Source organism: Lentimonas sp. CC4 (genome assembly GCF_902728235.1).
Taxonomy (GTDB): Bacteria; Verrucomicrobiota; Verrucomicrobiia; order Opitutales; family Coraliomargaritaceae; genus Lentimonas.
On sequence record NZ_CACVBO010000001.1, the window covers coordinates 758,126 to 772,078 of the forward strand.

Annotated in this window: 10 protein-coding genes and 2 tRNA genes; all 12 read right to left on the reverse strand. The window is 50.5% G+C overall.

What is annotated here, in order from left to right; genetic code table 11:
* Positions 1-139: 139 nt before the first annotated feature.
* Positions 140-4,384, reverse strand: a complete 4,245-nt coding sequence (rpoC, locus tag GZZ87_RS03360) for a DNA-directed RNA polymerase subunit beta' (RefSeq protein WP_162027362.1) — start codon at positions 4,382-4,384, stop codon at positions 140-142.
* Positions 4,385-4,425: 41 nt separating this feature from the next.
* Complete coding sequence (gene rpoB / locus GZZ87_RS03365; protein ID WP_162027363.1) at positions 4,426-8,214, reverse strand: DNA-directed RNA polymerase subunit beta; 3,789 nt, start codon at positions 8,212-8,214, stop codon at positions 4,426-4,428.
* A 166-nt stretch (positions 8,215-8,380) separates the two neighbouring features.
* Positions 8,381-8,761: a 50S ribosomal protein L7/L12 gene (gene rplL, locus GZZ87_RS03370; RefSeq protein ID WP_162027364.1), complete on the reverse strand. Its 381-nt coding sequence runs from the start codon at positions 8,759-8,761 to the stop codon at positions 8,381-8,383.
* A gap of 146 nt (positions 8,762-8,907) precedes the next feature.
* Complete coding sequence (rplJ, locus tag GZZ87_RS03375; RefSeq protein WP_162027365.1) at positions 8,908-9,423, reverse strand: 50S ribosomal protein L10; 516 nt, start codon at positions 9,421-9,423, stop codon at positions 8,908-8,910.
* 16 nt (positions 9,424-9,439) lie between these two features.
* Positions 9,440-10,144, reverse strand: a complete 705-nt coding sequence (gene rplA / locus GZZ87_RS03380; RefSeq protein WP_162027366.1) for a 50S ribosomal protein L1 — start codon at positions 10,142-10,144, stop codon at positions 9,440-9,442.
* A gap of 29 nt (positions 10,145-10,173) precedes the next feature.
* Positions 10,174-10,599 (reverse strand): 50S ribosomal protein L11, encoded by a 426-nt coding sequence (gene rplK / locus GZZ87_RS03385; RefSeq protein ID WP_162027367.1) that lies wholly within the window; start codon positions 10,597-10,599, stop codon positions 10,174-10,176.
* A 6-nt stretch (positions 10,600-10,605) separates the two neighbouring features.
* Complete coding sequence (gene nusG / locus GZZ87_RS03390) at positions 10,606-11,178, reverse strand: transcription termination/antitermination protein NusG (protein WP_162027368.1); 573 nt, start codon at positions 11,176-11,178, stop codon at positions 10,606-10,608.
* 62 nt (positions 11,179-11,240) lie between these two features.
* On the reverse strand, positions 11,241-11,444 hold the full coding sequence (gene secE / locus GZZ87_RS03395) for a preprotein translocase subunit SecE (RefSeq protein WP_162027369.1): 204 nt from the start codon (positions 11,442-11,444) through the stop codon (positions 11,241-11,243).
* A 12-nt stretch (positions 11,445-11,456) separates the two neighbouring features.
* Positions 11,457-11,532: transfer RNA gene (locus GZZ87_RS03400), tRNA-Trp, on the reverse strand.
* A gap of 90 nt (positions 11,533-11,622) precedes the next feature.
* Positions 11,623-12,813 (reverse strand): elongation factor Tu, encoded by a 1,191-nt coding sequence (gene tuf, locus GZZ87_RS03405; protein WP_162027370.1) that lies wholly within the window; start codon positions 12,811-12,813, stop codon positions 11,623-11,625.
* A gap of 44 nt (positions 12,814-12,857) precedes the next feature.
* A tRNA-Thr gene (locus GZZ87_RS03410) sits at positions 12,858-12,932 on the reverse strand.
* A gap of 138 nt (positions 12,933-13,070) precedes the next feature.
* Positions 13,071-13,928, reverse strand: coding sequence for a metal ABC transporter permease (locus GZZ87_RS03415; RefSeq protein ID WP_162027371.1), 858 nt, complete (start codon positions 13,926-13,928; stop codon positions 13,071-13,073).
* Between the last annotated feature and the right edge of the window lie 25 nt (positions 13,929-13,953).

Consider the following 13,953-nt stretch of genomic DNA (forward strand, 5'->3'; position numbering starts at 1 on the left):
GTTTTGAAAAAGCTGTGCAAGGATTATTCTTGCATTTTTTTCGGCGTCAAAATCGCGATAATCTAAGATTGAATTTGTGAGTGATAAAAAGAGGCGAGCGAATCAAGATCCGCTCGCCTCTGTAAAAGATTGAAACGGGTTAGCTAGCTTCTTCGGCGTCGGCAGGAGCCTCGGCGGTTTCGGCGGGTGCTTCTTCTGTTTCAGTCGCGGCCTCAGGAGTCGCAGTGGCTGCTTCTTCAGTTGGCTCTGGTGTTGGGATCGACACACCTTCGACAAGCTTTGCAGCTTCTTCGGGTGACAATTTAACGGATTCAGCACCGAGCGTATCGATACGGAGGTTACGGTAAACTGGTAGGCCGGTGCCTGCTGGAATCAAGTGACCCATGATGACGTTTTCCTTGAAGCCCTTGAGGTTATCAACCTTGCCCAATGTAGAGGCGTCAGTGAGAACACGAGTGGTTTCCTGGAAGGACGCGGCAGAGATAAAGGACTCTGTCTCAAGTGACGCCTTAGTAATACCGAGGAGCACTGGCTCACCTTCTGCAGGCATACCACCAGCATCTTCGATATGATCATTGGCGCTCATGAACATGAAGCGGTCAACTTGCTCGCCCCAGAAGAAGTCAGAGTCACCTGGATCAGTGATACGAACCTTCTTGAGCATCTGCGAGATGATCACCTCGATGTGCTTATCATTAATGGTAACACCCTGGAGGCGATAGACCTTCTGAATCTCAGCGATCAGGTAATCCTGAACAGCCGATGGTCCGAGAATGTCGAGCACTTCGTGCGGATCAGCACCACCTTCAGTGAGGTTCTGGCCACGATGGACCAAATCACCTACCTGAACGACGATGTGCTTACCGTGCGGAATGAGGTGCGCCTCTTCTTGATCTGTTTCCGGATCAGTCACAAGGAGCTTCTTCTTACCACGGACCGTGCCGTCAAGTGATACGATACCGTCGATCTTAGCCATTTCTGCGGCTTCCTTCGGACGGCGCGCTTCGAAGAGCTCAGCAACACGCGGTAGACCACCGGTAATGTCCTGCGTCTTCGACGCCTGACGTGGAGTCTTCGCGAGCATGGTGCCCGGTGCGATTTCGTCGTCTTCATTAACGGCGACCTGCGCACCAGTTGGAATCGCATAGGTAGCGATCACCTTACCAGCGTCGTCAATAATTTCGACTTGCGGATTCAGATCTTCCTTGTGCTCGATCACGACAGTCGCGATACGCCCAGTGGACTCATCGAGCTCGCGCTTCACGGTGACCCCAGGGATCATTTCGTGGAAGCCGATACGACCAGCCTTCTCGGAGAGAATTGGAATATTGTGCGGATCCCACATGGCGAGGATATCGCCCTGCTCAATCATTGCACCATCATCACGTGTCAGAACCGAACCAACGACGATCTTGTAAACTTCGACTTCGCGATCATCCTCATCAAGAATCTGGACGGAACCAGTCTTATTAAGAACAATGTTAGCGCCGTCAGCAGTCTGCACGATACGGAGGCCACGGTATTTAACCTTACCACCTGTGCGGATCTTGATTTCAGGATTCTTGAGAACACCAGACGCGATACCACCAATGTGGAATGTTCGCATTGTAAGCTGAGTGCCCGGCTCACCAATCGACTGAGCAGCGATAATACCAACAGCAGAACCACGCTCAACCATGGCGTTCGTCGCCGGATTGATGCCGTATTCCAGTGCAGTGATACCGACCTTCTTGCGCGTTGTGAGTGAAGACAGAACCTTCACGCGCTCGATGCCTAGATCTTCGATCTGCTTCGCAGCGTCTTCTGTGATGAGCTCACCATTCTTGACGAGGATCTCATCAGGATTGAGTGGGTTCTTAATATCATTCGAAGAGCAACGGCCAACGATACGGTCGTAAAGAGAGACGATTTCGTCGTCACCTTCATAAATCGCATGCTTCCAAACACCATCACGGTTGCCGTCATCGTATTCTTCGATGATGCAGTCCATAGCGACGTCACAGAGCTTACGAGTCAGGTAACCAGCATCCGCAGTCTTAAGAGCGGTATCGGCTAGACCCTTACGAGCACCGTGAGTGGAGATGAAGTATTCGAGAACGGAGAGACCTTCACGGAACGAGGAAAGAATCGGACGTTCGATAATTTCACCGGACGGCTTAGCCATCAAACCACGAGTTCCGCAAAGCTGACGAACCTGCTGCTTGTTACCACGAGCACCGGAATCCATCATCAAGTAAACTGGATTGACTGAGTCTTTACCACCATTGGTCTTCAACTCATGGAATACCGCCTTGGCGATTTCGTCAGTGCAACCAGTCCAGATATCAATGATCTTATTGTAACGCTCACCCTCGGTGATGATACCCTTGTTGTATTGACCTTCGACTTCGTCGATCTTCGCACGAGACGCTGCAACAATTGCAGTTTTCGCCGGCGGGATGATCATGTCATCGATACCGATGGAGACACCCGCACGCGTCGCAACCTTAAAGCCTACATCCTTTAGAATGTCCAGCGTCTCAACGGTGCGAGCCTTGCCGACAGTCTTGTAAGTTTGAAGAATCAGATCACCTAGCTTGCTCTTAGGAACTGGGAAGTTAATGAAACCGAGCTCATTTGGCCAGATCGTATTGAAGATCACGCGACCGATAGTGGTGCGGATAACCTTCTTCTCTGTGTTACCATAAGGGGTCTCTTCCTTACCGAAGTCAGGATTGATGTAGTTGATCCAATCGTGATCCTTGAACGCACCATCAGCAACAGCAGTTTCAACCTCGTCGGTATTAACAAGCATCGAGAGACGCTTACCTTCGACAGGCTTCTTTGGTGGATCCAGGGTCAGGAAGTAGGAACCGAGAACGATATCCTGCGACGGTGTCAGAATTGGATTACCACTGGAAGGCGAGAAGATATTGTGCGTCGCCATCATGAGGGTCTTTGCTTCCATCACCGCTTCGAGCGATAGAGGCACGTGAACCGCCATTTGGTCACCATCGAAGTCAGCGTTGTAAGCTGTGCAAACGAGTGGGTGAACACGGATCGCATCGCCTTCAATCAACACAGGCTCGAAGGCCTGAATGGAAAGACGGTGAAGCGTAGGTGCACGATTCAATAGAACCGGGTGCCCCTTAGTGACTTCTTCAAGAATATCCCAAACTTCTGGAGATTGCTTTTCGATCATCTTACGCGCACCACGAACGGTGTGCACGAAGCCGAGCTCTTTGAGGCGACGGATGATGAATGGCTCGAAAAGAACGAGTGCCATTTTCTTAGGCAAGCCACACTGGCTCAACTTAAGAGAAGGACCAGAAACAATCACCGAACGACCGGAGTAATCGACGCGCTTACCGAGAAGATTCTGACGGAAGCGACCTTGCTTACCCTTCAACATATCGGAGAGGGACTTAAGCGGACGGTTACCAGCACCAGTGACCGCACGACCGTGACGACCATTATCGAAGAGCGCGTCCACAGCTTCCTGCAGCATGCGCTTCTCATTGTGAATGATCACGTCTGGAGTCTTCAGCGAGAGAAGGTTACGCAGACGGTTGTTACGGTTGATCACACGACGGTAGAGGTCGTTCAAATCGGATGTCGCGAAACGGCCACCTTCCAGTGGAACGAGCGGACGAAGATCTGGTGGAATCACTGGAAGCACTTCGAGCACCATCCACTCTGGACGTGTGCCAGATTCCATGAAGCCTTGAATGGTCTTCAAGCGCTTGGAGAGCTTCTTCTTGATCTGCTTCGAGCGAGTGGCGTGCATTTGCTCGTGGAGCTCAGCAACAGTCGACTCAAGCTCAACGCGTGAAAGCGCATCGCGAACCGCAGCTGCACCCATGCGAGCAACGAAGGAATCTTCGCCATACTCGTCTTGAGCTTGCAGATACTCCTGCTCAGTGAGGAGCTGACGCTCTTCGAGTGGAGTCTTGCCCGGATCGATCACGAGATAGTTCTCGTAATAGATGACGCGCTCAAGGTTACGTGCAGTGATGTCGAGTAGAAGACCGAGACGACTCGGCATGCTCTTCAAGAACCAGATGTGAGAGACAGGAACGGCGAGTTCGATGTGGCCCATGCGGTCGCGACGAACGCGAGACACGGTCACTTCGACACCACAACGGTCGCAGATCACACCCTTATATTTGATACGCTTGTATTTGCCACAAGCGCACTCGTAGTCACGCACAGGGCCGAAGATACGTTGGCAGAAAAGACCACCTGGCTCCGGCTTGAATGTGCGGTAGTTAATTGTTTCGGGATTCTTGACCTCACCGCGGGACCATTCACGAATGGCGTCCGGGGAAGCGACAGAAATGCCGACCTGGTCGAAGGACTTGGTGGCTTCATAGCCAAGGATGTCGCGTGCTACTTCAGTGCTCATTAATAAAAACCTTTTTTGAAATTTGCGTTTAAACGATACCCCTATGCCTGTGCGTCAAGGACGGTGCTGGAAGCGAACTTCCCTTCAGAGCTAAGACGAACATCAAGACAGAGACTCTGAATTTCCTTCATCAAAACGTTGAACGATTGAGGCGTGCCCGCTTGCAAGCTATTGTCACCCTTAACGAGTGATTCATAGATGCGTGTGCGTCCGGCAACATCATCGGATTTAACAGTGAGAAGCTCCTGCAATGTGTATGCAGCACCATAGGCCTCAAGAGCCCAAACTTCCATCTCCCCGAAACGCTGACCACCATACTGCGCCTTACCACCGAGCGGCTGCTGGGTGATGAGCGAGTAAGGACCAACCGCACGAGCGTGAATCTTCGATGCAACAAGGTGATTAAGCTTCAACATATACATGTAGCCAACCACGACCTCTTGAGCCAATGGCTCGCCAGTCTGACCATCATAAAGAATGCTTTTACCTGTTGTTGGGAGACCTGCTTCAGCGAGATACTCACGAACACGTGCTTCGCTGATACCGTCGAACACTGGAGTCGCAACTGTGATGCCGAGCTTCTTACAAGCCCAACCAAGGTGCGTCTCGAGAACCTGTCCAACGTTCATACGAGAAGGAACGCCGAGTGGATTCAAGCAAATCTCAATTGGAGTGCCATCTGGAAGGTGCGGCATGTCTTCTTCAGGAACGACCTTAGCGACCACACCCTTATTACCGTGACGACCAGCCATCTTATCACCGACCTGCATCTTCTGCTTTTTGGCGATGTAGACCTTAACACTCTTGACGACGCCTTGATCTGAATCTTCACCAGAGTCGATACCTTCGACCTTGCGCTCACGATCATAGTCGAGCTCGTCGAACTTACCTTGGTAGTTGCTGACGATCTCCATGATCTTGATCTTCACCGGTGACGGATCGATTTCGATGTGCTTGGAGACAGCTGCCAAACGGCGAAGCAATGTCTTAGTGATCTTACGATTCGCAGGGATGATGATTTCATCCGTGTCGCCGTTCTTGACGTCGAGTGGAATCTTTTCACCCAAGAGGATGTTAGAAAGTGCCTCAGTGAGATCTTCACGGAGTTTATCACTCTGCGAGCGATACTCTTCGTTGATCTTCTTTTTCTGACGACGACGATCGGAAGCGGAAAGCTCTTCTGGCTCACCATCAACGCGAGCCGAGACCTTAACATCCATGATGATGCCGCGAACGCCCGATGGCACGACGAGTGAAGTATCCTTCACGTCAGCTGCCTTCTCACCGAAAATCGCACGTAGCAATTTTTCTTCCGGAGCAAGTTCTGTTTCAGACTTAGGAGTGATCTTACCGACGAGGATATCGCCAGGTTTGACTTCCGCACCGACGCGGATCACACCGTCGTGGTTGAGGTCCTTAAGAGCCTCTTCACCGACATTAGGGATATCACGTGTAATTTCTTCTGGTCCGAGCTTCGTATCACGAGCGGTCACTTCAAACTCGCTCACGTGGATCGAGGTGAAGATGTCGTCCTTTACGATCTTCTCGGAGATGAGGATAGCATCCTCGAAGTTATAACCATTCCATGGCATGAACGCCACAAGGATGTTACGACCGATTGCAAGTTCGCCCTTATCAGTCGAAGCACCATCCGCGAGGACGTCGCCCTTCTTGACAGGTTGGCCCTTGGCAACGATTGGCTTCTGATTGAAGCAAGTGCCGGCATTCGAACGCATGAACTTACGGAAGTTGTAGACATAGACACCCTTCTTGGCATCTGTCTTCAATTCCTTCATCTTCGGAATTTCGCCGTCGTGTGTGAGAACGATATGGTTCGCATCCACACTCGCGATGATGCCGTCGATGTCAGCGACCTCGACTGTCTTCGAGTCAAGCGCGACACGGCTTTCAATACCGGTGCCAACAAAGGGCGCTTCGGCTTGAAGGAGCGGCACACCTTGACGTTGCATATTCGATCCCATGAGCGCGCGATTCGCATCATCGTGCTCGAGGAACGGAATGATACCCGCAGCAACCGAGATCAGCTGCTTTGGAGACACGTCCATATAGTTAACGTCCTTAGGTGCGATTTCGAGCACCTCATCACGGTTACGGCAAGTAACGCGACCAATGAGATTACTGTTTTCGTCGAGTTCAGAATTCGCCTGCGCAATCATGTGCGGCTCTTCTTGGTCGGCGTTCAAGTATTCAACTTCGTCTGTTACGTGACCATTCACTACCTTACGGTAAGGTGTTTCAATGAAACCGAATTCATTGATGGTTGAGTAAAGTGAAAGCGAGTTGATCAGACCAATATTCGGGCCTTCCGGAGTTTCAATCGGGCAAATACGACCGTAGTGAGACGGGTGAACGTCACGCACCTCGAAACCGGCACGCTCACGATTCAAACCACCGGGTCCGAGAGCGGACAGACGACGTTTGTGTGTGAGCTCAGCGAGCGGATTAATTTGGTCCATGAACTGAGAGAGCTGACTACGCGCGAAGAAATCGCGAATAACAGTGCTCAAAGCCTTAGGATTGATCAGCTTCTGTGGAGAAATGGAGTCAACGCTCTGATCGTAAAGCGTCATACGCTCTTTAACCAGACGCTCTGTGCGAGCGAGACCGACACGACATTGGTTCGCAAGAAGCTCACCAACTGTGCGGACACGACGGCTACCCAAGTGGTCAATATCATCGAGCATACCATCACCACGCTTCAGGCGTGTGAGATACTTTGTTGCTTCGACGACGTCTTCTGCGCTGATCACGCGGAAGTCGAGATCCGTGTCCATCGCAAGCTTCTGATTGAGCTTGTAACGACCTACGCGACCGAGGTCGTAACGACGTGGATCTTGGAAGAGACGCTTGAGCAATGCCTTGGCATTTGCTGTTGTGGGGGGCTCACCCGGGCGAAGACGCTTGTAAATATCCTTAAGCGCTTCTTCTTCGTTCTGAGTCGGATCCTTCTTGAGGCAGCGAATGATCGCACCATCGTCAACTGTCGTGTCGATAGTAACAACCTTCTGCAGGCCAGCCTTCTCGAAAGAGCGAACGATCGTTTTAGTGAGTGGCTCAAATGCACGTGCAAGCACGACGCCCTTATCCGCATCAACGATGTCTTCGGTGAGCACGAGATTGGAAACAGAATCACGCTTCAGGGCATCTGCCACTGTGATTTCTTCCAACTCGTAGAAAAGATTTAGGATGTCTGCATCAGAACCGTAACCCATTGCACGGAGCAATGTAGTGAGTAGGAACTTACGGCGACGGCGACGGCGGTCGAGGTAGACATAGAGAAGATCGTTCTGATCGAACTGAACTTCGAGCCATGTGCCACGGTCTGGAATGATACGGAAGGCATGAAGCACCTTGCCGCTGGTGTGCACGCTTTCTTCGAAAGCGATACCAGGCGAACGGTGGAGCTGGCTAACAATAACGCGCTCGGCGCCGTTAATGATAAAAGAGCCACGCTCGGAGATCATTGGCAATTCGCCCATGTAAATCTCCTCGTCCTTGATGTGGTCCTCTTCGCGCAGGCGAAGTTTGACATACAGAGAAACAGAGTAAGTTACACCTTCGCGGATCGCTTCGATCTCAGTTTCGCGTGGTGGTGTAGCAGTGTAGCTGACATATTCGAGATGGCAGCGACTGTCATAACTCTCAATAGGAAAGACCTCGGAAAATACGGCTTCGAGACCCACCTGTTTACGTTGAGTGGGAGCCAGGTCCATCTGTAGGAATTCCGTGAAGGAATCGATCTGATTTTCAATCAGATTAGGTGGCTGGATAACTTCCTTGAGTTGACCGAAATTAATGCGTTTTGACATAGAGCGGATGTCCGATGACGGTGAAAAAAGAGTGTGTGACTGGCATGTGCCGATCTAAGATCGGCGAAAAGACAAAAACAGTTAGGCGAAGCTCACCCGATTTGGGTGAGCTCACCTAACTGTGAAAATTGTGGGCTATTGAATATAAGCTTGGATGGGTATCCGATTACTTCAATTCAACCTTAGCACCTGCAGCTTCGAGCTTCTTCTTGATCTCTTCAGCTTCGTCCTTAGTAGCACCTTCCTTGACTGGCTTAGGTGCACCTTCTACGAGGTCCTTAGCTTCCTTCAGACCGAGGCCTGTGATAGCGCGAACTTCCTTAATGGAAGCGATCTTGTTAGCACCTGGAGCTACGAAGATGACGTCAAATTCGTCCTTTTCTTCAGCAGCTTCTGCAGGAGCAGCACCGCCAGCAGCAGCAACGGCTACAGGAGCAGCAGCGCTTACGCCCCACTTGTCTTCGAGTTCTTTAACGAGATCTGCTACTTCAAGCACTGTAAGTGCGGAGAGGAAATCTACTACTTGTTCTTTTGTGATATCTGCCATGATGTTTTACCTTTCAATTGGTTAGCATCCCAAGTGTTGGGACATTTAAGAGGTGGATTCCTCCTAACCGGATTATTGGGTTATTGTTTAAATAGCCGCCCACCCGAAGGATGGACGGCCAAAAATGAATTGAATTGTTTCGAAGATTACTCGCCGTCTTTTTCGGCCTTGGCCTGAAGAGCGAAGAGTAGGCTTTGAGGAACAGCGTTGAGGATACGGACGAATCCGGTCGCAGGCTGTGTAAGAAGTCCGAGGAGCTGTGCACGAAGTGCTTCGAGCCCTGGAAGTTTCGCAAGGGCTGCGATTTCTTCTGCAGTCAGTGCTTTCTCATTCAAGATGCCGGCTTTGACTTCGACTTTGTCCTTCTTCTTGAAGAACTCACCGATGATCTTAGCGACGCCTGATGGATTATCACCACCGACGATGATCGCAGTTTGTCCAGTCAAGTGCTCACTGAGGTCAGGGAGTTCTTTAGCTGCGGCTGCGACACCGAAAATGCTGTTTTTGATAACGTGGAACTCAGCGCCATGCTCAGAAAGAGAAGCACGTAGTTCTGCGATTTCTTCCACTGTAATACGCTCGTAATTAGCGAGGTAAACGTAGTCGGACTTGTTGAGGTGTTCATTCACCTCTTCAACGAGATATTGTTTTTCTGGTCTCATGTGATGTCAGTCTCCCTTAGCTCTTGTTAGCTGATGCAGCGTCAACGCTGATGCCTGGGCTCATAGTCGAGCTCAAAGCGAGCGACTTGATGAACTTACCAGTAGCACTCTGAGGGCGGGCTTCATTCAGGGCATTAATAGCAGCCTCTGTATTTTCCACGATTTGCTCAGGAGTGAAAGAACGCTTACCCACGACGACGGCGACGTTTGCAGTCTTATCCATCTTGAATTCAACGCGGCCAGCTTTGACTAGCTTGATGCCTTCAGGGATATCGTCGGTAACAGTGCCAGACTTTGGATTCGGCATAAGGCCACGAGGTCCAAGCACGCGAGCTACCTTACGGACGCTCTTCATGGCACTAGTTGTTGAGATCGCGACATCGAAGTCGATCCATCCACCGGTTACCTTCTCGATAAGATCTTCGAATCCGGCTTCGTCTGCGCCAGCTGCAAGAGCTTCTTCAGGATTTTCGGTGAACACGATAACGCGAACAGTCTTACCGCTACCGTGAGGAAGCTGGAGAGTGCCGCGCACCATTTGATCGCTCTTACGAGGATCAACCGTAAGGTGTGCGTAAAGCTCAACTGTTTCGTCGAACTTCGCCTTCGGTAGTTTGTTTAGTAACGCAGACGCTTCTTCGACCGAGTAGGTCTTTTCCAAGTCAACCATTTCGGCTGATTGGCGATAGCGCTTGCTTCCCTTAATTTGCTGGGTGGCCATAGTTATTTATATTTTGTGGTTAAAAAATCTTATCCTGCAACTTCAAGACCCATCGAACGCGCAGTGCCTTCGATGATCTTAACGGCAGCATCTTCATCTGTAGCATTCAGATCATTCTTCTTGATCTCAACGATCTCAAGGATCTGCTTGCGTGTCACCGAACCGACTTTGTCGCGGTTTGGCACACCAGAACCCTTGGCGATGCCAGCGGCCTTCTTAAGAAGAACAGCTGCTGGTGGAGATTTAAGGATGAAACTGAAAGAGCGGTCAGCGTAGACTGTAATGACAACAGGAAGGATCATGCCCGCCTGGTCTTTAGTCTTCGCGTTATACTCCTTACAGAAGCCCATGATGTTTACACCCTGCGCACCGAGAGCTGGACCAACCGGAGGGGCTGGGTTAGCTGCACCTGCTGGCAGTTGTAAGCGAATTTGTCCTATTACTTTTTTAGACATGGCTGTTTAGCTTTCTTCTGTTCTCTGGACTTGCCAGTATTCAAGTTCAACAGGCGTGAATCGCCCGAAAATAGATACGGAAACCTTGAGTTTACCCTTATCAGGGTCGATTTCCTCGATTTTGCCAACGAGGTTCATGAATGGACCATCGTTAACCTTAACCATTTCACCGATATCGTATTCGATCTTAGGCTTCTCTTTGCCTTCGGCTTCCTGGACTTGGTTGATAATGCGCTCAATCTCGCTCTTCTTGAGCGGATTTGGGCGGTCACCACCAACGAAATTGATGACACCGTGGCCTTCGCGAACGAAATACCAAGGCTTCTGCAACAAGTTGCCGTCATCATCATACAGGCGCATATTAACGAAAATATAGCCTGGGTAGAATTTACGCGTAATTGTCTTCTTCTTGCCGCTCTTTACCTCCGTTACGGTCTCGGTAGGCATGAGCACTTCAAAGACATAGTCCTCCATCTCCTCGATCGAGATGAACTTATCGAGGTATTTCTTCGCCTTGCCCTCTTGATTAGAAAGAGTCTGGACGGCGAACCAATTGGGACCTGAGAATGAATTAGACATATTTACGTCTGGATCTGAAAAAAATTAAAAGTGCCTGAAACCAACGAGGATTCGGCGAAACGCTAGCGAACCAATGAGGTCAGCAGCTCGACACCATTCATGAGCGAGAAATCGGTCAGTGCGATAAAGGAGCCAAGGATAACAGTGGCGAGAAGGACAACGAACGTCGAGTCACGCAATTCTGTCTTGCTCGGCCAAGAGGCCTTCTTGAGCTCGGTCATCGTCTCCTTATAAAAGAGACGGATGCTTGTGAATGGATTTTTCATTTTACTTTAAAATGGCAGGAGAGGAGGGACTTGAACCCACAACTTACGGTTTTGGAGACCGTTGCTCTACCAATTGAACTACTCTCCTGTAATTTTTGAACTAAAGTTCAGTTTAAGACAGTAAAGCCGAGAGCCCTAGAAGAGCCCTCGGCAGAAACTGTAATCGGCCTAACTCAGGTTATTTGATAACCTCAGTGATACGACCAGCACCAATAGTGCGGCCACCTTCACGAATCGCGAAACGCTGCCCCGGCTCCATAGCAATCTTCTTACCGAGCTCGATAGTAACCGTAAGGTTATCACCAGGCATGACCATCTCAACACCCTCTGGGCACTTGATGATACCAGTAACGTCGGCTGTGCCGAAGAAGAACTGTGGACGGTAACCGTCGAAGAATGGAGTGTGACGACCACCTTCATCCTTAGAAAGGACATAAAGCTCTGCAAGTGCAGTTGTGTGCGGTGTAATTGTGCCTGGCTTAGCGATCACGTGACCACGCTCAATCGCTTCCTTATCGATACCACGAAGAAGGATACCAACATTGTCACCCGCTTGACCTTGATCAAGCTGCTTGCGGAACATTTCCACACCAGTAACAGTGGTCTTCATTGTGTCACCAAGACCAACGATCTCGATTTCTTCACCAACTTTAACAACACCGCGCTCGATACGACCTGTTGCAACTGTTCCACGACCTGTGATCGAGAAAACGTCTTCAACAGACATAAGAAGTGGCTTGTCGATTTCGCGAGCAGGCTCAGCGATATCTGTGTCGATCGCATCCATAAGAGCTGTGATCGCATCCGCACCACCTGGCTTGTCTTCGAGAGCTGCTGTAGCAGAACCGCGAACAATAGTGATATCATCACCAGGGTAGTCATACTTAGAAAGGAGGTCACGAACTTCCATTTCGACGAGCTCAAGAAGCTCTTCGTCATCAAGAAGGTCAACCTTGTTCAACCAAACAACGATCGTTGGAACACCAACTTGCTTAGCCAAAAGGATGTGCTCGCGAGTCTGCGGCATAGGGCCATCAGAAGCAGAAACAACAAGGATCGCGCCGTCCATCTGGGCAGCACCTGTGATCATGTTCTTAACGAAGTCAGCGTGACCTGGGCAGTCAACGTGTGCGTAGTGACGCTTTTCTGTTTCGTATTCAACGTGTGCAACAGCAATCGTAACTGTCTTAGTAGCGTCACGAACTGTGCCACCCTTAGCGATATCAGCATAAGACTTGAACTGCGCGAGTCCCTTGTCTGCTTGAACCTTAAGAATAGCAGTCGTTGTAGTTGTTTTACCGTGGTCAATGTGGCCAATAGTGCCGACGTTGACGTGTGGTTTTGTTCTTTCGAATGTTTCCTTAGCCATGATTGATGTTATTTAGTGTTGAGAGATTGTTATTATGTTTATGCTGGAGCCCTCGAGCGGGATTGAACCGCCGACCTCATCCTTACCAAGGATGCGCTCTACCACTGAGCTACAAGGGCGCATTAGCAAAGACTGTTAAAAGAGCTATCCCATTCCCCACGCAGAGAGCGTGGAAAAATGAAAGTCCGCGAAAATGCTCCCCGCCCCTAGCCCCGTCAACACTTATTTCAAAAAAATAAGCACCACGCGAAAACCGCTCATTTACTAGATTTCCGCACGCCACAGAGCCGCGAAAATCCATTCACCACTAAATAGGTGATCGCTGCGATCAGAATAACAGACGGCCCACTCGGCAAATCCAGCGAAAAGCTCAGCCCCAGACCCGTGAAAACGAATGCTACGTTTAGTATAATTGCCACAAACAGCATGCGCCACAGACTCCGAGCGCCCAGTGCCGCAATCGCTGGCGGCAGCGTCAATAGCGCGATCACGAGCACGATCCCGACAAATGAAACCATAATCACGACCGTCAACGCGGTCAGCATTAACAGCAACATATAGACCCAGTCAGAGCGCACTCCACGAATGGATGCATACTCCGCATCGAAGCACACCGCGATGATCTGCCGATGCCAAAGCCCCAGTATCCCGAGAATCAAGACGCCGACGCCGCCCGCAATCCACAGATCCGATGCCGTCACCAATAATATATCCCCAAAGAAGTAGGCCATCGGGTCGACGTATCCCGGAGTCCGAGCAATAAAGAGCAGGCCCACCGCCATGCCCGTTACCCAAATCGAGCCAATCAACGCATCTTCGCGTTGCCGCGAGCGCAACGACACCCAGCCGATCAAGCCTGCAGCTGCCAACGCAATGACTAAGGCACCGAACATCGGGTGCAACCACTCCCAACCATAGACACTACGACAATACAACGCGGCACCGATCCCACCGAGCGCCGAGTGAGCGATTGCCGCCGCCAGATAGCTGATCCGCCGTGCCACCACAAAGGTGCCCACAGCACCGAGCGGAATACTGCCAATCAGCCCCAAGCACAACGCGTAGCGCAAAAACACCAGATCCGGATCCATCAATGCCTGTAAAAAATTCACCATGAGTAATTCAATTTTTCAGCCGTAA

Excerpts from the sequence above, each read along its gene's own strand:
- rpoC (WP_162027362.1), bottom strand. The coding sequence starts at position 4,384 with ATGAGCACTGAAGTAGCACGCGACATCCTTGGCTATGAAGCCACCAAG.
- rpoB (WP_162027363.1), bottom strand. The coding sequence starts at position 8,214 with ATGTCAAAACGCATTAATTTCGGTCAACTCAAGGAAGTTATCCAGCCA.
- rplL (WP_162027364.1), bottom strand. The coding sequence starts at position 8,761 with ATGGCAGATATCACAAAAGAACAAGTAGTAGATTTCCTCTCCGCACTT.
- rplJ (WP_162027365.1), bottom strand. The coding sequence starts at position 9,423 with ATGAGACCAGAAAAACAATATCTCGTTGAAGAGGTGAATGAACACCTC.
- rplA (WP_162027366.1), bottom strand. The coding sequence starts at position 10,144 with ATGGCCACCCAGCAAATTAAGGGAAGCAAGCGCTATCGCCAATCAGCC.
- rplK (WP_162027367.1), bottom strand. The coding sequence starts at position 10,599 with ATGTCTAAAAAAGTAATAGGACAAATTCGCTTACAACTGCCAGCAGGT.
- nusG (WP_162027368.1), bottom strand. The coding sequence starts at position 11,178 with ATGTCTAATTCATTCTCAGGTCCCAATTGGTTCGCCGTCCAGACTCTT.
- secE (WP_162027369.1), bottom strand. The coding sequence starts at position 11,444 with ATGAAAAATCCATTCACAAGCATCCGTCTCTTTTATAAGGAGACGATG.
- tuf (WP_162027370.1), bottom strand. The coding sequence starts at position 12,813 with ATGGCTAAGGAAACATTCGAAAGAACAAAACCACACGTCAACGTCGGC.
- GZZ87_RS03415 (WP_162027371.1), bottom strand. The coding sequence starts at position 13,928 with ATGGTGAATTTTTTACAGGCATTGATGGATCCGGATCTGGTGTTTTTG.